This is a genomic window from Streptomyces sp. NBC_00647, from assembly GCF_045207245.1.
Lineage (GTDB): Bacteria > Actinomycetota > Actinomycetes > Streptomycetales > Streptomycetaceae > Streptomyces.
In genome coordinates this window covers 9,218,291-9,237,124 of sequence record NZ_CP109040.1, presented here as the reverse complement: position 1 = coordinate 9,237,124, position 18,834 = coordinate 9,218,291, and the positions used below count along the sequence as shown (strand labels likewise).

Here is an 18,834-nt window from a genome sequence, read left to right as displayed (position 1 = left end):
GCCAAGCCCCGCGGCACGCATGCCCCGCCACGTCGGGGGCAGGTTCCGCCACACGGCGGCTCCCGGTCCGGGAACACGGCGCCGATCATGGTCGAGCGAGCCGCCGGGCTCAGCACGAGGAGACGTCATGCTGCTGGTACCGCCCCCGTTCGACCCCGAACTCAGCGTCGCCCTCGCCGCGGTGGGCCCGTCGATGCCGTCCGGGCTGAGCCTGGAGGACATCGCCGCCCTGCGCGCGGGACCGGAACTGGCGGTACCCGTGTACGACCTCACCGACGGCGGAACCTTCGAGACCATGGACCTGACGGTTCCCGGACCGGAGGGCGCTCCCGACATCTCGCTCTTCGTCGTCAGGCCCCTCGCGCCCCCGCGGGACGGGCCGCGCCCGGTGATCTACCACTCCCACGGCGGCGGCATGATCCTCGGTACCAACCGGGCCGGAGTGGAGGTCGTCCTGGAATGGGCGAAGGAACTGGACGCGGTCGTGGTGTCCGTGGAATACCGGCTGGCTCCCGAGCACCCGTACCCGGCCGGGGTGGAGGACGTCTACGCCGGTCTGCTGTGGACGGCGCGGCACGCCGGGGAGTTCGGCGGCGACCCGGAGCGGATCGTCGTCGCGGGCGCCAGCGCGGGAGGCGGTCTGACCGCGGCGCTCGCCCTGCTCGCCCGGGACCGCGAGGGACCGCGGCCGGTCGGTCAGGTCCTGATGTACCCGATGCTCGACGACCGCAACGACACCCCCTCCGCGCACCAGATGGCGGGCGTCGGCGCCTGGGACCGTACGGCCAACGAGACGGCCTGGACCGCCGTGCTGGGCGACGCCCGTGGCGGCCCGGACGTGTCCGCGTACGCCGCCCCGGCCCGGGCCGCGGATCTGTCCGGTCTTCCCCCGGCCTTTCTCGACGTCGGCTCCGCGGAGACCTTCCGGGACGAGGTCGTCGCCTACGCCTCGCGGATCTGGCAGGCCGGCGGAGTGGCCGAGCTGCACGTGTGGCCCGGCGGCTTCCACGGCTTCGACTCCTTCGCCCCGCACACCGCGCTGTCGCGGACCGCCCGTGCCGCCCGCGTCACCTGGCTGCGCAGGCTCCTCGCACCGTGAGGGTGTGGCCCGGTCCCCGCTCCGTGAGCGTTCAGACGGGCAGGAGACGGCCGATCAGCGCGCTGAGCTGCTGGACGTTGCGGCACTCGTACATCTCCACGAGCTCGGCGTAGTCGAAGGCCGCGGAGTCGCCCGTGCCCCACTGCGAGCGCGCTTCGGGGTTCAGCCAGTAGGCGCGGCGGGCCTGCCGCGTGAGCTGCCGGACGGCCGGCAGATTCGGATCGCTCATGTTCGTCCGGGCGTCCCCGAGCACGAAGACGGTCGTCCGGGAGCCGACCGCCCCGGTGTACCGCTCCGCGAACTCGCCGAACGCGACGCCGTAGTCACTGCTGCCGTGCCAGCCCGTCAGCGTCGCCTCCGAGCGGATCCGGGCGCTCAGTCCCTCGGCGTCGGCCGCACCGTGCACGAGCAGCCCGGTCACCTCGTCGACCCGGTTGACGAAGGCGAACACCCGCACCTTGCTGAACTGGTCGTGCAGCGCCTGCACGAGCAGCATGGTGAAGTCCGAGAATCCCGACACCGACCCCGACACATCGCACAACAGCACCAGTTCGGGCCGCACGGGACGGCGCCTGCGCAGCACGGGGCGCATCGGCACCCCGCCCGTCGACAGCGATCCGCGCAGCGTGCGCCGCAGATCGATGCTGCCGCGGCTGGCACGGCGGCGGCGCGCGGCCAGCCGGGTGGCCAGCTTGCGCGCCAACGGCTGTACGGCCTTGCGCAGTTCGGCGAGCCGGTCCCGTCCGGCGAACAGGAAGTCGACGCGGTCGGCGGTCGGGGCCACCGCGCGCCGGGCGATCTCGTCACGATCGCGCCGCTCGGCGATCCGGCGCCGCGCCTCCGTCGCCACCAGCCGGCGGAACACCTCGATGCGCCGCCGGATCTCGTCCTCCAGCAGCCGGTCGGTGAACCCGTCCGCGCCGCCCTCGGCGCGGACCGTGTCCCGCACGCGGGCCATCAGCGTCTGCGGCCGGAGCCGGTCGAGCGTCTGGTACGACGACCAGCCGTCCGTCGCCGTCGTGCCCCCGTAGCCACCGAAGCCGTCGACCGCCTCCATCGCCAACCGGCCCATGAGGGACTGGTCGTCGGCGGCCAGGGCGGCCGCGAGCCGGTCCCGCAGACCGTGCCGGTCCGCGGGCGCCGTACCGTCCGGTGCGCCGACGCCCCGCGGAAAGTACACGTCGAAGACGGGGTCGAAAACCCGTCGTTGGCCCGGGTTGTGGAGCAGGGTGGCGGCCAGTCCCTCGCGCAGCCGGTCACGGTCCGCGAAGCCCAGCGCCTGAACCGCCTGCGCGGCGTCCACGGTCTCACCGGTGCCGATCCGCACGCCGTGCGAGCGCAGCGCGCCCACCAGTCCCGTCAGCCGGTCCGCGACTCCGGCCGTCGGCACCGCGGCCATCACACGGCGCCCAGGTCGAGCTTGGCGGCCGCCTTCAGTACGTCGTCCTGATGCTTGAGGATCACGCCGAGGGTGTCTTGTACGACGCTCTCGTCGAGGGTGCCGGCGCCCAGGGCGAGCAGCGTCCGCGCCCAGTCGATGGTCTCGGCGACGGACGGCACCTTCCGCAGGTCCATCTCCCGCAGCGCCCCGACGACCCGTACCACGGACTCCGTCAGCGCCTCGTCGAGTCCGGGCACCTTCAGCCGTACGATCCGGCGCTCCAACTCCTCGTCCGGGAAGCCGATGTGGAGGAAGAGGCAACGGCGGCGCAGCGCCTCGGACAGCTCGCGGCTGGCGTTCGAGGTGAGCACCACGAAGGGACGGCTGGTCGCCGCGATCGTGCCCAGTTCGGGGACGGTGACCTGGAAGTCGCTGAGTACTTCGAGCAGCAGGCCCTCCACCTCGACGTCGGCCTTGTCGGTCTCGTCGATGAGCAGGACCTTCGGGTCGTCGCCGCGGATGGCCGTCAGCAGCGGGCGCGCCAGCAGGAACTCCTCGCTGAAGATGTCCGTGCGCGTCTCGTCCCACGTCTCGTCACGGCCCGCGGTGATGCGCAGCAGCTGCTTGGCGTGGTTCCACTCGTACAACGCCCGTGACTCGTCGACGCCTTCGTAGCACTGGAGGCGGACCAGCCGGGCCCCGGCGACCTGGGCGACGGCCTTGGCGAGTTCGGTCTTGCCCACGCCCGCGGGGCCCTCCACCAGGAGGGGCTTGCCGAGGCGGTCGGCCAGGAAGACCGTCGTGGCCACGGCGGGCGACGCCAGATAGCCCGTCTCGGCGAGGCGTGCGGAGACGTCGTCGACGGATGTGAACAGCAACGGGGCCTCCAGCGCGCGCACGAGGTCGGGCTGACTATCTAAGCGCTTGTTCACCCTAACTGTCACGTGTGACGACGCCCACGGACCGCGCGCGCCAGGAGGCCTTCGTGCCCAGGGCGTGCCGCGGGGTCCCGCCTGCCCTGCGGGCGGACGGCGGGACTCCGCGGACACGTCCTAGGAGACGCGCAACACGATCTTGCCGCGCCGGTGTTCGCGTTCGAGGGCCGCGTAGGCTTCCGGGGCGCTCTCCAGCGGGACGACCCGGTCGATCTGCGGAACCAGCCGGCCCGCCTCCACCAGCGCGCTCAGCTGGTCCAGACCGGCGCGATCGGGCTCCACGACGAAGAACACGCCGCGGGCGTCCACCCCGGCCGGCGGTGCGGGCGGGGCGACGATCCCGACCAGCACACCGCCCGGACGCAGCACCCGCCAGGACCGGTCCAGGGTGTCCCCGCCGACCGTGTCGAAGACGACGTCCGCGCCCTTCACCTCGTCCTCGAAGCGCCGCCCGGCGTAGTCGATCACGGTCTCCGCGCCGAGGCCTCGGACGAAGTCCGCGTCCCGGGCCGACGCGGTGGCCGTCACCTCGGCTCCGAGCGCGGCCGCGACCTGGACCACGAAGGAGCCCACGCCACCCGCCCCGCCGTGCACCAGCACCCGTTGTCCCGGTGCGACACCGGCATGCGCGGCGAGCCCCTGCCACGCGGTCAGGCCCGCGAGGGGAAGCGCCGCCGTCCGCTCGTGGTCGAGCGAGCGCGGCTTCGCGGCGAGCACCGCCGCGGGAACGGTCACGTACTCGGCCGCGGCCCCGTCCCGGGTGAAGGGAATCAGTCCGTAGACCTCGTCACCGGGGGCGAAGTCCGTGACACCTTCTCCCAGCTCGGCCACGACACCGGAGACCTCCTTGGACGGCACGATCGGCAGCCGGGGGCCGCCGCTGCCGTCGAAGCTGTCGGTCCAGGTCGCGTCCCAGCCCAGCTCCCCCGTGGTGACCGACGCCGCGCGCACCTCGACCAGGACCTCACCCGGGCCGGGAACCGGCCTCGGCGCGAGCTCGTACACCAGTTCCTCCGGGCCGCCCCGCCGATGGCCGCGCACCGCGTGCATCGTGCCGCTCATCCGGTTCCTCCTCTTCGGGACGGCACAGGGGCGCCGTCGAGTCGATCAAGGTCGGGGCCTCCGGCTCGGCACGGACCGGCCGTTGTTCACGATAGATCGGGAACGGACGGCTTTCCTGCCGGGCTCGTGCCGCCGTCGACGTGGGAGCGGGACCGGTGAGGTTCCGTTCCAGCCGGGCTCGGCTCCTGCCGCCGTCGACGCCGGCAGGAGCGGCGACCCGTGCCGCGTGGCCGGACGATTCGAACCTCGTCGAAAGGTGTGGCGGCCGGGCCGGATCCTGTGCCATCAAGGACTGCGGGGGCGTCGAGGCTCCGCCCGTCCGGCGCCCCTCCGGCCGGCCTCGGGGAGGCGTCGGCCGACGCGGAGGTCTGGCCCGTCACCACGGGGGGAGCGACGGGCCAGACCCTCCGCACACGGTGCCATGCACGGCCCGTCTCGCGCAGTGCCTTCGCGAAGTCCGGCCCGGCGCGCCGGCGGGCGGCTCCGCGCCGGGCCCGCGTGACCTGCGCGGTCCTCCCCGTCGGCCCACGGTGATCGCCTGCGACAATCTTCGGTAGCGCCCGTGTTCGACGAAGTGTGCCGCGAACGATGGAGGAGTCCGTGCCGCTGCCCTCACACCCCTTGCTGAAGCTGGGGTTCCTGACCATCGGCCTGTTCGACGAGGACGACCCCGGGCGCGGGCACGAGTCCACGCTCGGCATCATCGAGCTGGGCGAGCGGCTGGGCTTCGACAGCGCGTGGCTGCGTCACCGCCATCTCCAGTACGGCATCTCCTCGCCCGTCGCCGTACTGGCGGCCGCCTCGCAGCGCACCCGCCGCATCGAGCTCGGGACGGCGGTCATCCCCGTGGGCTGGGAGAACCCGCTGCGGCTCGCCGAGGACCTGGCGACGGTCGACGTACTGGCGAACGGCCGCCTCAACCCGGGAGTCAGCGTCGGCCCGCCCCAGCACTACGAGCAGGTGAAGCACGCCCTCTATCCCGACACCGCCCAGGCCGAGGACTTCGGTTACGCACGCGTGGAAAGGCTGTTGGACTTCGTGCGCGGCAAGCCCGCCTCCGACTTCAGCGGGATCGAGGGCTTCGAGGTCTTCTCGGACCGCGTGCAGCCGCACTCCCCCGGCCTGGGCCGCCGTATGTGGTACGGCGGCGGCAGCCTGCGGTCGGCGCGCTGGGCGGGCGAGCACGGAATGAACTTCCTGACCAGCAGCGTCGTGAAGGCCGAGGAGTCGGAGGACTTCGCCGAGATCCAGCTCTCCCATGTACGGGCCTTCCGCGCCCGGCACCCTGACGGCGACCGCGCCCGCGTCTCGCAGGGACTCGTCGTGATCCCCACCGACAGTGCCTCGCCCGCGCAGCGCGCGAAGTACGAGGCGTACGCCCGGGGACGGCTGCCGCGCACGGCGACACCGCAGGGGCCCGCGCGTCTGATGTTCGCGCCGGACCTCGTCGGCAGCTCCGACCGCATCGCCGAACAGCTCTACGAGCAGGCCGCGTTCAGGGAGATCGACGAGGTGGCGTTCGCCCTGCCGTTCACCTTCGGCCACGAGGACTACGTCCAGATCCTCACCGACATCGCCACGAAGCTGGGCCCGGCGCTGGGGTGGCGACCGGCAGTCTGAAGAGCGTTGTTACGGTGCACCGATGGCTCACTCTTCACGCGACACCGCCGAGGGCGCCGGCTGGGGCGATCACCGACCCGGGGAGTACAAGCGGCTGATGCCGTCCCGGGTCGAGAAGCTCTCGTGGCTCGACCCCAGGACCCTGTGGCCCGCGCGCAACGGCGTGCTGGCGTCGTGGTTCGGGGATCCCACGGGCCGCACCCGGGCCCGCTGGGTGGAGCAGCGGGCTGCTGCCGGGGCGCCCGCCGACGCGGTGATCCGGCGTACGGACGCGGACCGCTTCTCCTTCATGGTCATCGGGGACACGGGCGAGGGGGACGATCCGCAATACGCCGTGGTGCCCGGGTTTCTGAAGGTGAGTCAGGGAACGGAATTCGCCGTCCTCGCCAGTGATGTGATCTATCCGGTCGGCGGCACGGACGACTACGGCAGCAAGTTCTTCCGCCCCTACCGGGACTACCGCGCCCCCATTTATGCCATACCCGGCAACCACGACTGGTACGAGGACCTGCACGGCTTCATGCGTGTGTTCTGCGAGGCGCCGGCGCTGGCACCGGAGGCGGCCCCGCGCCGCCCGACGCGGGCCTGGCTGCGGTCGCTGCTGTGGCACAGGCCGGGCGCGGCGGACGAGCAACGGCTGGCCGAGGCGAGGGAGTTGCGTTCGGCGCCGTCCCAACAGGCCGTCCAGCCGGGCCCGTACTGGGCGATCGACGCCGGACCGGTGCGGATCATCGGCATCGACACCGGCCTGCTCGGGACCATCGACGCCGCGCAGGGGCGCTGGCTGCGCGAGGTCTCCCAGGGGAACACGCCCAAGATCCTGATCACCGGCTCCCCACTGTACGTGGACGGCGAGCACCACCCGTGCGCCATCGAGGGCGGCGGCACGGTCGACGACATCGTGCGGGACCCCGGTCATCGCTATGTCGCCGCGATCGGGGGCGACATCCACAACTACCAGCGCTATCCGGTACGGGTGGACGGCGGTCGCACGATCCAGTACGTCGTCGCCGGTGGCGGCGGGGCGTTCATGCACGCCACCCACACCATCCCCCGGGTCCGTGTCGCCCAGGTCGCCGAGGAGGACTTCCGCTGTTATCCGCTGCGCGGGGACTCCCTGGCGTTCTACAGCAGGCTCTACGGGCGCCGGCTGCGGATGCGGCGCTTCTTCACGCTCACCGAGGCCGAGGCCACGGCGGTGATCGCCCGGCGGCTCGGCATCCCGCCGACGCGTGCCCAGGGCACGCCCGTTCGCGTCACCCTGCGCATGCGTCTGGTCGCCGGTCTGCTGGGCGCCGGCGGCCGCCCCGACCGGACCTCGCGGCTGCGGCTCCCGGTCCGCAAGGCGTACACCCAGCTCTTCTCGCCCGGCTCGGCGACGTACAGTCCGCCGTTCTTCAAGTGCTTCCTGCGCCTGGACGTCACCCCGTCCTCGGTGCATCTGCGCTGCCACTCGGCGACCGGCACCCTCGACCACGAGATCGATCCGCCCGTCGAGGACGAGGTGACCATTCCGCTGTCCTGACGCGGCTGCTCGGGGCGCCGCCCGACGGCGGTGCCCGGGGGCCTGTTGGCCCGTGCGGGGCGGGGGCGCCGTCGGGCCTGCCGTCCCCGCCCGGCCGGGAGCGTCCTCGCGGTGATCAGTCCCGCAGGCGGTCGATCTGCCGGATCTTGTTGGTCGCGTCCAGGGCGGCGACCTTGTAGGACTCGGCGAGGGTCGGGTAGTTGAAGACGGCGTCGACCAGGTAGTCGACCGTGCCGCCGCAGCCCATGACGGACTGGCCGATATGGATGAGTTCCGTCGCGCCGGTGCCGAAGCAGTGGACGCCGAGGAGTTTACGGTCGTCGGGCGAGACCAGCAGTTTCAGCATGCCGTGCGAGTCGCCGATGATCTGACCCCGGGCCAGTTCGCGGTAGCGGGATATGCCCACCTCGAACGGCACGCATTCCTCGGTGAGCTGATCCTCGGTCCGGCCGATGAAGCTGATCTCCGGGATGGTGTAGATGCCGATGGGCTGCAGGTCGTGCATCCGGTTCACCGGTTCTCCGAAGGCGTGGTACGCCGCCGTACGGCCCTGTTCCATCGAGGTCGCCGCGAGTGCCGGGAAGCCGATGACGTCGCCGACGGCGTAGATGTGCGGCACTTCGGTGCGGTAGTGCTCGTCGACCGTGATCCGGCCGCGCCGGTCGGCGGACAACCCCGCCTTGTCGAGGTCGAGTTCGTCGGTGAGGCCCTGTCGGCCCGCCGAGTACATGACCGCGTCGGCGGGGATCTTCTTGCCGCTCTCCAGAATCGTGAGCGTGCCCCGGGGGTGGCGCTCGACGGCGGCTACGGTCTCGCCGAACCGGAAGGTGACGGCAAGATCCCGCAGGTGGTACTTCAGTGACTCGATCACCTCGACGTCGCAGAAGTCGAGCATCCCGGCGCGCTTCTCGACCACGGTGATCTTGGAGCCGAGGGCGGCGAACATGGAGGCGTACTCCATGCCGATCACCCCGGCGCCGACGATGACCATGGAGCGCGGCACCTGCTCGAGGTTCAGGACGTTGTCCGAGTCCATGATCGTCCGCCCGTCGAACTCGACGGTTTCGGGCCGCGCCGGACGTGTGCCCGTGGCGATGACGATGTGTTCGGCGCTCAACAGCCTCTCGTTGCCGTTCACTTCGACGAGGGCGACGGTGTGGTCGTCGACGAAGCGGCCGGTGCCGGCGAACAGGGACACGTGGTTGCGCGAGAGCTGACTGCGGATGACGTCGACCTCGCGACTGACCACGTGCTCGGTGCGCGCGGTCAGATCGGCGACGGTGATGTCCTCCTTCAGGCGGTAGCTCTGGCCGTACAGATCCCGCTGGCTGAGGCCGCTGAGATACAGGACCGCTTCCCGCAGCGTCTTGGAGGGGATGGTTCCGGTGTGGATGGAGACCCCGCCGACCATGTCGGGGCGGTCGATGACGGCGACCCGACGGCCGAGCTTGGCCGCGGCGATGGCGGCCTTCTGGCCGCCCGGGCCGGATCCGATGACGAGCATGTCGAAGTCGCGCACCTCCGGAGTCTGTCAGCCCGAGGCCTCTCCCCGAAAGGGTGAACGGGTGACCAGTCGGCGGAGCACGGACGGCGCGACGGCTCCCGGCGCCACCACCGACCCCCCGAGCCGGACGCCGTGCGACCGCGCCATGATGGTTTCCAAAAGCCCGGAACCCGCCTCTTGGAGGCCTCTGTGGAGATCGACGCATTGCCGTACCTCGATGAGCACACCACCGTCGTCGCGGCGGGAACCGACGACCTCTGGCGCGGCCTGGGCGAGGTCCTCGACCGCTCCGCCGCACGGCCCGGCGCGTCCGGGTACGCGAGGCTGGTCGGGTGCGCCGACCGCACGGTGTCGGGGCCCCGCCCCTTCGCCGAGGGCTCCACGGTCCCGGGGTTCCGGGTGACCGCCGCCGTCCCGGGGAGCGAGCTCGTCCTGCGGGGCCGCCACCGCTTCTCGTCGTACGCCCTGATCTTCCGCGTCGAGCGGGTCGGCCCGGACCGGTCGCGGTTGCGGGCCGAGAGCCGGGCGGCCTTCCCCGGCGCGGCGGGCGGCGCCTACCGTCGGCTCGTCGTGGGAACGGGCGGGCACGCGCGGGGCATGCGCCGTCTGCTCGCGTCCATCGCCCGGCAGGCCGAGCGCGGCGACGGTCCCTCGGCCACGTGAGGCCACCGTCGGTCCGGCCGGCGCCGTGGATCGGCACCCGTGGGCCGCCACCGACGCGGGGCGGCGGCCGGTGCTCCGGCAACACGCGCCCGCGAAGCGGGTGCCGGGATGCGGCACCTCCCGGCACACGCGACGACCGCCCGCCTTGTGCCGGTTTGGTCCCGCGGTGCCCGGGAAGGACGGCGGGCGTCAACGGCAGCCGGACGGGTAGCTGTTGGCCCCTCAGCGGGGCGATGGAGAACGTCCGGGGACCGGAAACTCCGCGGCGGGCGAACGGCTGCCGGAATTGGACGCGGCCGTCGCCCGCGTGGGCTACATTCGGGAATCCTCGGCATCGGCGCCTCCGGGGGCGAGGCCACGTCGAGGAGAACTCCGGAGCGGCGAATGCACCAGTCCCACCTTCCTCCTGCACCGGCGGCGCGCATGCAGGGGGGACTCGCCGACAGCCTCCACGAGACGGCGCTCAGCACCCCCGATCTGCCGCAGGTCGCGCGTCGCCCCGAGGGCCGCTCGGGCGGCTGGACGCAGGTGACGGCGGCCGAGCTGTGGGGCGAAGTGGTCGACGTGGCGCGGGGGCTCGTCCGGTCCGGCATCCGGCCGGGCGACCGCGTGGCCATCATGGCCCGCACCCGCTACGAGTGGACGGTGCTCAGCTATGCCCTGTGGTCGGTCGGCGCCGAGATCGTGCCGATCTACCCGACGTCGTCGCACGAGCAGGTCGCCTGGATCCTCCAGGACGCGCGCTGCGTGGGCGTGGTGGTCGAGGACGAGCAGGGAGTCATGACAGTCGGCTCGGCGTGCGCCGCGCTCCCGTTCCTGCGCCACGTCTGGCAGCTGGACACCGGGGCGATCGCGCAGCTGGTGGAGCGCGGCCACGCGATACCCGTGACGGCGGTCGACTCGCTGCGCAGGATCGTGCTCGCCGACTCCACCGCCGTCATCGCGTACACCTCCGGCACGACGGGACAGCCCAAGGGCTGCGCCCTCACCCACCGCAGCCTGGCGAGCCCCTGCGACACCCTGCTCGAAGGCTGGAGACACACGGCGGCCCCGCCGGGCGTGCAGCCGGCCGTCCTCGCCTTCCTGCCCTTCTCCCATGCCTACGGCCTGATGATCCAGGGAATCTGCCTGCGCGGCGGCATCCTGATGGGGCACGAGCCCGATCTGCGGGAGGACGCGCTGTCGGAGGCCATGCTCTCCTTCCGGCCGACCTATCTGTACGCCGTCCCCTCCGTGTTCGAGAGGATCTACAAGAATTTCCTGCGGGCCTCCCAACGAGCCGGTCGCGGCGCGTTGTTCGAGCGCGCCGTGCGCACGGCGCAGGACTTCGCCCTGGCCGAGGAGCGTCAGCGTCTGGGCGCGGGCACCGGCCCCGGTTTCGATCTGCGGCTCCAGCACTCCCTCTACGAGAAGACGGTGTACAAGCGACTGCGCGGCGCGCTGGGCGGGCGGGTCTGCGGCGCGGTGTCGGGCGGTTCCCCGCTGAACCGTGAACTCGCCCTGTTCTTCGCGGGGATCGGGATCTTCGTGCACGACGGATACGGGCTCACCGAGACCAGCGGCGGAATCACCGCGCAGCCGGTCGGGAGGGAGAAGTTCGGCACCGTCGGACAGCCGCTGCCGGGCACCGAGGTCCAGGTGTCCGACGACGGGGAGATCCTCGTGTGGGGGCCGTCCGTGTTCCAGGGCTACATCAACGACTCCGCCGCGACCCAGGCCTCGTTCCGCAACGGCTGGCTGGCGACCGGGGACATCGGCCGGGTCGACGCCGACGGATACCTGACGATCACCGGGCGCAAGAAGGACATCATCATCACCAGCGGGGGCAAGAGCGTGGCCCCTTCCGCTCTCGAGGAACGGCTGCGGGCCCACCCGCTCATCCATCAGGCGGCCGTCGTGGGCGACAACCGGCCCTGTGTGGGCGCCCTCATCACACTGGACCCCGAGTTCGTGACGCACTGGCGCGCGTCCCGGGCCAAGGGCGAGACACCCGCCCGGGACGCGCGGGAGGAGAACGAGCTGCGGGAGGAGGTCAGACGCGCGGTCGCGGCGGCCAACACCACCGTGTCCCGCTCCGAGTCCATCCGGGTCTTCCGTGTCCTCCCGGAGCCCTTCGACCTGTCCAACGGACTGCTGACGCCCTCGCTCAAACTGCGCCGCGACGCGATCGCCCAGCGGTACGCGGCCGAGATCGAGGCGATGTATCAGACCTCGTCGCGGGTGCCGCGGGAATCCGCGCGCAGTGAGCCGTCGATCCTGGACGACTCGGACAACGTCTTCCGGTGAAACGGGCGGACGACGGCGCGGCGCGGGACGTAGGTGCCTCCCAGGAGCGACCTCAACGGCGTGACGCGGCTCCTGGTCTCCGGCTGATCGGTGATGTTCATGCGTCCACCTTGCGCCGGGCCCGCCGGAGCGACCAGATCTCTCCTGGGAGGAGGACCACCGGTCCTGGTACCGGCTCCACCACCATCAGCGGGAACAGACCGGCGCCACCCCCCGGGGCGGACCGGGCCCCGGAGCAGGAACCGGCGCCGCTCAGTCCGGCCCGGCGGCGGGTGACGCGGCGGCGGTCGACGCGGGCGCCTTCGCACAGGGCAGCCGCAGGCTGAAGACCGAGCCGCTGCCGACCTCGCTCGCGACGGAGACGGTTCCGCCGTGGGCGGCGACGAGTTGCCGGACGATGGCGAGGCCCAGGCCGCTGCCGCCGGTGCGCCGGCTGCGGGACTTCTCGGCCCGCCAGAACCGTTCGAAGACGCTGTCCAGATCCTCGGGTTCGATGCCGGCGCCGGTGTCGGCCACCTCGAACACGACCTGCCCGTCGTGAGCGCGGGCGGAGAGAGCGACCGTGCCGCCGGGCGGCGTGTGGCGGATCGCGTTGGACACCAGATTGCCGAGCGCCTGCCGCATCCGTACGGGGTCCGCGTCCAGCCACGGTGTGCCGGCCGGCTCGGTGACCAGGCGGATGCCCGCGGCCTCCGCGCCCACCCGGTGTGCCGCGGCGACCTGTTCGAGGACTTCGTCGGCACGCACCTCCTCGCGGCGCAGTCGCAGGGTCCCGGCGTCCGCGGCCGCGAGGTCCTGGAGATCGTCGATGACGCGCTGCAGGACCACGGCCTCCTCGTGCAGGGAGGACAGGAGTTCCGGGTCGGGTTCGACGAGACCGTCGCGGGCCACCTCCAGCCAGCCACGGATATTGGTGAGCGGGGTCCGCAGTTCGTGCGCGATGTCGCTGACCATCGCCTTGCGCTGCGCCTCCATGCGCTCGCGGCGCTCGGTCAGCTCGTTGAAGGCGAGCGCCAGGATGCCGGTCTCGTCCTGGGTGGTGACGGGCACCCGTACATGCCGCTCCGGCGGCTGCTGGGCAGCCTGGGTCAGCGCGCGCAGGGGACGTACGAGCCGGGTGGCGACCAGCGCGGTCACGGCCACGGTGAGGGCGAGGACGAGTCCGGCCACACCGAACACCTTGGCCTTGTTGGCCGGGGACATGTCGAAGCGGGGCGTGGGGCTGTCTCCCGTACCGAGGAAGAGTTCCGCGACCGGGGCGACATAGGGATCGAGTTGCCGCCGCCGGGCGCCGTCGACGCAGGCGTCCACCGTCCGGGCCTGGGCGCTGTGCCGGTCACCCGGCCTCTTCCACGTCAAGGAGGGGGCGGCGGTGGCCCTGCTCGTGGCGCCGACCGTCAGCTCGACGGGATGGCCGAGGTCCACCTCGTGCTGGTCGAGACATGTCCGGGTGAGTGCCGACAGGATGTCCAGGGCCTTCTGTTCGGTCGGGGTGGCGGTGTTGAGCAGCCCGTCGGCGCACTCCGTGGGTACGTAGCCGGAGTCGAGCGTCCCGTCCATGGCCGTCAGGACCGTCCGGCCGCTCGGCATCCGCTCCGTGCGGGTCTGAATGCCGTTGCGCGCGAAGCACAGTTGGCGCACGGTGGCCAGCTTGGCCACCCGCAGGCGCTCGGTCGCGGGCAGCCGGTACGGCCCCACCGCGCGGGGATCGACACCGGTCAGCTGTGCTCCGGGTTCCGTGTAGGTGTCGGTGCGCAGCGGGTCGACCGTGGCGGCGGCACGGGGCGGCAGGGAGGTGCCCCGTGCCGCGGAGTCCGCGAACGGCGTGCGGTCGCCGGTGGTCAGGGCGATGCGCCGGCCCGTCCTGTGCGAGAGCGTGCGCAGGGTCGCGGCGACACCGGACCAGTCGGGATGGGTCGCCGCGTATCCGCTGAGCTGCCGGAGGATGTCCATGTCCTCGGCGAGCACCTGGCCCTGCTCCTCCCGGATCGCCCGGGTGGTGGTCTGCACCGCGAGCCAGGCGGTCGCCGCCACGGAGCACAGGGCGATGAGCACGGACGTGATCAGCAGCCGCACCAGCAGACTCTTGCGCAGCGGCAGGGCGCGGCTCACCGCGCGGCTCACGCCCGGCCGCCCTTGAGCTTGTACCCGACGCCGAACACCGTCAGCAGGCGCGTCGGCCGGCGCGGGTCCGCCTCGATCTTCCGGCGCAGGTTCATGATGTGCACATCGATGGCCCGTTCCGTCGACGCCCGGTCGATGCCCCGGGTGCTGTGCAGCAACTGCCGCCGGGAGAAGACCCGTTCGGGTTCGCCGACCATCGCGAGCAGGATCTCGTACTCGCCCGGGGTGCACTCCACCGGTGAGCCGTCGCACACGACCGTGTGCCGCTCCGGGTCCACCGTGATCCCCGCGGCCCGGACGACCGGATCGCCCCGCCGCTCGGAGGCGGACCGTCCGCTGCGCCGCAGCACCGTACGGATACGGGCCATCAGCTCGCGCGGACTGTACGGCTTGGTCATGTAGTCGTCGGCGCCGAGTTCCAGGCCGAGCAGTACGTCGTCCTCGGTGGAGCGCGCGGTCAGCATCAGCACGGGGATGTCGTCGTCCCGGCGCAGGGCCCGGCACACCCCGAAGCCGTCGACCACCGGGAGCATCAGGTCCAGGACGACGAGGTCGGGCCGGTGCCGCCGGGCCTCGTCGAGAGCGGCCCCGCCGTCGTGGACCACGGTCGCCGTGTGCCCCTCGCTCAGCAGCGAGCGGCGTATCAGCTCCGCCTGCATCTCGTCGTCCTCCGCGACCAGCACATGTGCGCACACGCCGCCGATGGTAAGCGCGGCGGACCGTGAATCGACCGGTGAGAGGGGCTTCCCACACCCTGACACCTTCCTCACATCCCCCTGGGACCCTGCCGGTCGACTCGGGCCGGCGACAGCCCCCGGAAAGGCTTCACCGCGCCAGCGAGGCCGCGTCCCCCATGACCACCACGGGATGCCCGTCGGGGTCCAGGTCGCGCATCAGATCCTTCAGGTCGCCCTCGCGCAGACCGACACAGCCGTGGGTGGGGCCGCCGTGGTCCACGTGCAGCCAGATCCCTCCGCCGCGGGCCGGGCCGAGGGGCCGGGTCCAGTCCAGAGGTGTGGTGCCGGGCCTGCGGTTGTAGTTGACGGCGACCACGTAGTCGAAGGCGCCTGCCAGCGACTCCCCGTCGAAGCCCGTGCCGGGTGAGGTGAAGGCACCCGAGCGGTCGTACGGGAGCCGGGTGCCGGGATCGGGGAGCAGCCCACCGGCGTCCGTGAGGCCGAAGACCCCGATGGGGGAACGCAGGTCACCGGCCCGGTGGTGGTCGGTCCAGCCCTTGAGGGCGTTGTGCGCGGGCCGGCTCGGGCCCGCCTCCCAGCCCGCCTCCGTGCGCTCGTACAGCACCACGGTGGACCGCGGGGAGTTCTTGCCCAGACCGGTCACCACGACGGCCTGCCGGGTCCTCGACGGGACCGCTGCCCAGGTCCTGGGGCCGATGCCCGGCAGTCGTCGCGGTGCCGCCTCGGGCGAGGCGGTCGGCGCGGGGGCCGGTTTCGCCACGCCCTGACGCGCCTGGGAGCCGCCGGCCCCAGGGCCGAGCGTCTCGGCCGTACCGCCGCCGCAGCCGGCGATCAGGAACGAGACGGCGACGATCGCCGCCGGAACACGGTGTACAGGGTTGATCATGCGTCGACCCTCGCCGACACATATGAGGAACTCGTCAGGTCTTTCACAGGTCGCCGAGTACCCAGGCTGCGCCCGATCACCGGTACCGCACCGGATCACCCGTACGCGACCGGAGCGCGGTGCCGGGCCGACCACCGGCGCTCCGCGGGATGCGCCCGTGCTGGGGCGGAGAACCCGTGCACCGCCGGATCACAGGCGCTTCGGCGATCCCCCGGGCCGCGCCCGGTCACCGATTGCCGCACCCGGTCACCGATGCCGCACCTGATCATCCGTACTCCGTCCGGTCACCGGTGCCTGGGCGGATCACCCGTGCTCCGGGGAATCGGCGGCGGTCAGGGGCCGGGGCGTGGTCCCGGAGGCCGGGGCGTGGTCCCGGGGCCCGGGCATGGTCCGGCGGCCGGGGCATGGTGCGTCACGTCATCGGTGATCCGCCGGCTCGAGCGAGGCGGCGGACTCACGCGAGTTCACCCAGCCCAGCAGGGCCACCGAACCGACCGCCGCGAAGGCGCACCACGTCGAGACGAACTCCAGCTCCCACAGCGACCAGCAGATCATCGCGCCCGTCGCGACCAGGACGCCGAGCAGCAGCAACCCCCGGTCGCCGGAGATCAGCAACGCGCCGACGGTGGCGAACAGGTAGCCCACGATGACCAGTTCGGGCTGCGCCAGGTCGACCACATAGCCCATGGTGTGGCCGCGGATCTCCGCTCTCACGGGGTGGGCGGCCAGCGCGTACGCGAGCGCCGCCGCGGTCACGATGCCGGAGGCGAGCGGGAGCGTCAGCCGGCGCCGGGCACGGCGCGGTGCCGCGCAGAACACGCCGAACGGCACCCACACCGCCAGCAGCGGGAGCGCGATCACCGCCCAGGCCACGGTGGCGGGACCCGTACCGCCACCGGCGTCCCAGACCAGGGATTCGACGATCTGGTGGGCGCCGAGCAGCAACGGCAGGGCGGCCAGCGGGAGATCCTCCCTCCGTCGCGCCCGGAGGACACAGGCCACCCCGACAGCGGCGACACCGGCACCGGCCGCCAGATCGGCCGTCGCACTCCAGCACATCGCTCCACCCTGCGTCCGCCGTCACGATCCCGTGGGTCCGGAGCCCACGCTACGACGCCGCACGACCGCGCCCGGCATGGACACGACGGCCGTCCGGACATGGTTCCCCGCCCTTCGCGGCGGAGGACGGGTCACGCCCGCCGCTCCCCTGGCATGCTGCCCCCATGCCGACTCCCACGCAGCCGAGCCTCCCCGTCGACGCGGCCAGCCCCGTCACACGGTCGACGGCCTGCGCGTCCAGGCGCGTCGCGTAGGTCAGGAAGTGCCGGGGGCCAGGCGCGTGTTGCACGACGTGTCGTTCGACGCGGAACCCGGGCGGCTGACCGTCATCGCCGGAAGCAGCGGCGCGGGCAAGACGGTGCTGCTCCAGACCCTGGCGGGACTGCGCGCCCCGGCCGAGGGCGAGGTGCTGCACGACGGGTCCCGACCCGGCCTCCCGGGGCCGGAGTTCGGCTTCGTGCCGCAGGAGGACATCATCCACCGCGAGCTGCCGCTGCGTCGCACGCTCGGCTACGCGGCGGGGCTGCGCCTGGCCCCGGGCACCCCGCCCGAGGCGGTCGCCGCGCGGGTGGACCGGGTACTGGAGTCGCTGGGGCTCCGCCATCGGGCGGCGACCCCGGTGCGTGCGCTGAGCGGCGGAGAGCGCAAACGGGCCTCCATCGCGGTCGAGTTGCTCAGCCGGCCGCGCGTGCTCTTCCTCGACGAGCCGACCTCCGGCCTCGACCCCGTCACCGGCGCGGCGCTCCTCGGGACCCTGCGCGCGCTCGCCGAGGACGGCACGACGGTCGTACTGACCACACACGTCCTGGCCGACCTGCTCCGCTGCGACGACGTCGTGTTCCTCGCCCCGGGCGGAGAGGTCGCGTACGCCGGTGAACCGGAAGGCCTGTGCGCGGCGTTCGGAGTCGGCACGGTCGAGGAGGTCTACGAGGCGGTGGCCCAGGGCGTACGGACCGAGCGCGCCGCCCCTGTGGAGACCGACCGGACCGAGCCGACTGAGCAGACGTCACTTCCCGTACGGACCCGGCGTGTTGGCGCGGTGCGGCAGTGGACGCTGCTGACCCGGCGCGGTACCGCGCTGCTGCTGCACAACCGGCTGTCGCTCGCCGTCCTGGCCGGTTCGCCGGTGAAGATCGTGGCGATGTTCGCGGTGCTGTTCCGCGCGGGCGCCTTCGATCCGGCGTCGCCGGACCCGGGCTCGACCGCGATGATCATGTTCTGGATCGCGTTCGGCGCGTTCTTCTTCGGGCTGACGTACGGGCTGCTCCAGATCTGCGCCGAACTGCCCGTACTGCGCCGCGAATGGTCGGCCGGGCTGCGCGTCGGACCGTACATCGCCTCGAAGCTCACGACCATGCTGCCGGTGCTCGCGGTGGCGGACGCGCTGCTGCTGGTCGTGCTGCGGGCCCTGGACCGTCTGCCGTCGGCGGGCTGGGACACCTACGGCTCGCTGTTCGTGTCGAGTGTGCTGGCGTCGGCCGCCGCGCTGGCGCTCGGGCTGCTGGCCTCGGCGGCGGTGTCCGAACCGGGGCAGGCGACGCTCATGCTGCCCCTGCTGTGCTTTCCCCAGGTGCTCTTCTCTGGGGCCTTCGTTCCGGTGCCCCGGATGACCGGCTCCGGGGAGGCCATCAGCGGGGCGATGGCCAACCGGTGGGCGTTCGAGGCGCTGGGCAGCGGGGTCGGCCTCGAGTCGCTGTGGCGCGCGGGCGGCTCGCCGCTGGGTCCGCCGCTGCTCGCCTCCTACGGCGACTCGTTCGGCCACCCCGCCACCCGAGGCTGGGTGGCCCTGGCGGCCTTCGCGCTGCTGTTCATGGCCCTGACGTGGGTGGTGCTGGTCCGCAAGTGCCGGGAGGGGGCGGCCCGGAGCCGGGACGGACGCTGAGGCGGGCCGGCGCACCGGCCCGCCCTCCCCCGATCGCACCTCACCACCACGGCGACCCGCGACCTCGGCCCCTCGCCGCCCCGGTTTCCCTGCTCCCCCGCTCGCCGGCT

General features: G+C 72.6%; 14 protein-coding genes. 6 read left to right on the top strand and 8 right to left on the bottom strand.

Features of this window, described 5'->3' with window-relative positions:
- Positions 1-127: 127 nt before the first annotated feature.
- Positions 128-1,099, top strand: a complete 972-nt coding sequence (locus OG788_RS40565) for an alpha/beta hydrolase (RefSeq protein ID WP_406375923.1) — start codon at positions 128-130, stop codon at positions 1,097-1,099.
- 31 nt (positions 1,100-1,130) lie between these two features.
- Here the strand turns inward: OG788_RS40565 and OG788_RS40560 are convergent, their stop codons facing one another.
- The 3 genes from OG788_RS40560 to OG788_RS40550 all read right to left on the bottom strand — a co-directional run bounded on the left by OG788_RS40560 (position 1,131) and on the right by OG788_RS40550 (position 4,477).
- Positions 1,131-2,498 (bottom strand): VWA domain-containing protein, encoded by a 1,368-nt coding sequence (locus tag OG788_RS40560; protein ID WP_406375922.1) that lies wholly within the window; start codon positions 2,496-2,498, stop codon positions 1,131-1,133.
- Positions 2,498-3,355 (bottom strand): AAA family ATPase, encoded by an 858-nt coding sequence (locus tag OG788_RS40555; RefSeq protein WP_406376978.1) that lies wholly within the window; start codon positions 3,353-3,355, stop codon positions 2,498-2,500. Before OG788_RS40555 ends, OG788_RS40560 begins: the two co-directional genes overlap by 1 nt.
- A gap of 177 nt (positions 3,356-3,532) precedes the next feature.
- On the bottom strand, positions 3,533-4,477 hold the full coding sequence (locus tag OG788_RS40550) for an NADP-dependent oxidoreductase (protein ID WP_406375921.1): 945 nt from the start codon (positions 4,475-4,477) through the stop codon (positions 3,533-3,535).
- 600 nt (positions 4,478-5,077) lie between these two features.
- Between OG788_RS40550 and OG788_RS40545 the strand changes: the two genes are divergently transcribed.
- Positions 5,078-6,097, top strand: a complete 1,020-nt coding sequence (locus OG788_RS40545) for an LLM class flavin-dependent oxidoreductase (RefSeq protein ID WP_406375920.1) — start codon at positions 5,078-5,080, stop codon at positions 6,095-6,097.
- A 22-nt stretch (positions 6,098-6,119) separates the two neighbouring features.
- Complete coding sequence (locus OG788_RS40540; RefSeq protein ID WP_406375919.1) at positions 6,120-7,622, top strand: metallophosphoesterase family protein; 1,503 nt, start codon at positions 6,120-6,122, stop codon at positions 7,620-7,622.
- A gap of 115 nt (positions 7,623-7,737) precedes the next feature.
- On the opposite strand, the gene sthA is transcribed toward OG788_RS40540, so the two are convergent.
- Entirely contained in the window at positions 7,738-9,141 is a 1,404-nt protein-coding gene (gene sthA / locus OG788_RS40535; protein ID WP_356758782.1) for a Si-specific NAD(P)(+) transhydrogenase, read from the bottom strand.
- Between the two features lie 174 nt (positions 9,142-9,315).
- Here sthA and OG788_RS40530 point away from each other — a divergent pair, with 174 nt between their 5' ends.
- Positions 9,316-9,789, top strand: coding sequence for a hypothetical protein (locus OG788_RS40530; RefSeq protein ID WP_406375918.1), 474 nt, complete (start codon positions 9,316-9,318; stop codon positions 9,787-9,789).
- 384 nt (positions 9,790-10,173) lie between these two features.
- Complete coding sequence (locus OG788_RS40525; RefSeq protein WP_406375917.1) at positions 10,174-12,075, top strand: AMP-dependent synthetase/ligase; 1,902 nt, start codon at positions 10,174-10,176, stop codon at positions 12,073-12,075.
- A 252-nt stretch (positions 12,076-12,327) separates the two neighbouring features.
- Here the strand turns inward: OG788_RS40525 and OG788_RS40520 are convergent, their stop codons facing one another.
- The 4 genes from OG788_RS40520 to OG788_RS40505 form a co-directional block, all read right to left on the bottom strand.
- Positions 12,328-14,187, bottom strand: coding sequence for a sensor histidine kinase (locus OG788_RS40520; protein WP_406376977.1), 1,860 nt, complete (start codon positions 14,185-14,187; stop codon positions 12,328-12,330).
- Between the two features lie 8 nt (positions 14,188-14,195).
- Positions 14,196-14,894, bottom strand: a complete 699-nt coding sequence (locus tag OG788_RS40515) for a response regulator transcription factor (RefSeq protein WP_406375916.1) — start codon at positions 14,892-14,894, stop codon at positions 14,196-14,198.
- Between the two features lie 130 nt (positions 14,895-15,024).
- Positions 15,025-15,783, bottom strand: a complete 759-nt coding sequence (locus OG788_RS40510) for a L,D-transpeptidase family protein (protein ID WP_406375915.1) — start codon at positions 15,781-15,783, stop codon at positions 15,025-15,027.
- A gap of 417 nt (positions 15,784-16,200) precedes the next feature.
- Positions 16,201-16,842 carry a DUF6629 family protein gene (locus tag OG788_RS40505; RefSeq protein ID WP_406375914.1) on the bottom strand — a complete coding sequence of 214 codons (642 nt, stop codon included), beginning with the start codon at positions 16,840-16,842 and terminating at the stop codon, positions 16,201-16,203.
- Positions 16,843-17,122: 280 nt separating this feature from the next.
- Between OG788_RS40505 and OG788_RS40500 the strand changes: the two genes are divergently transcribed.
- Positions 17,123-18,724, top strand: a complete 1,602-nt coding sequence (locus tag OG788_RS40500) for an ATP-binding cassette domain-containing protein (RefSeq protein ID WP_406375913.1) — start codon at positions 17,123-17,125, stop codon at positions 18,722-18,724.
- Positions 18,725-18,834 lie beyond the last annotated feature (110 nt).

What these genes read in the sequence shown, in the direction of transcription:
- OG788_RS40565 (WP_406375923.1), top strand. Translation starts at nt 128, where the DNA reads ATGCTGCTGGTACCGCCCCCGTTCGACCCCGAACTCAGCGTCGCCCTC.
- OG788_RS40560 (WP_406375922.1), bottom strand. Translation starts at nt 2,498, where the DNA reads ATGGCCGCGGTGCCGACGGCCGGAGTCGCGGACCGGCTGACGGGACTG.
- OG788_RS40550 (WP_406375921.1), bottom strand. Translation starts at nt 4,477, where the DNA reads ATGAGCGGCACGATGCACGCGGTGCGCGGCCATCGGCGGGGCGGCCCG.
- OG788_RS40540 (WP_406375919.1), top strand. Translation starts at nt 6,120, where the DNA reads ATGGCTCACTCTTCACGCGACACCGCCGAGGGCGCCGGCTGGGGCGAT.
- OG788_RS40525 (WP_406375917.1), top strand. Translation starts at nt 10,174, where the DNA reads ATGCACCAGTCCCACCTTCCTCCTGCACCGGCGGCGCGCATGCAGGGG.
- OG788_RS40510 (WP_406375915.1), bottom strand. Translation starts at nt 15,783, where the DNA reads ATGATCAACCCTGTACACCGTGTTCCGGCGGCGATCGTCGCCGTCTCG.
- OG788_RS40505 (WP_406375914.1), bottom strand. Translation starts at nt 16,842, where the DNA reads ATGTGCTGGAGTGCGACGGCCGATCTGGCGGCCGGTGCCGGTGTCGCC.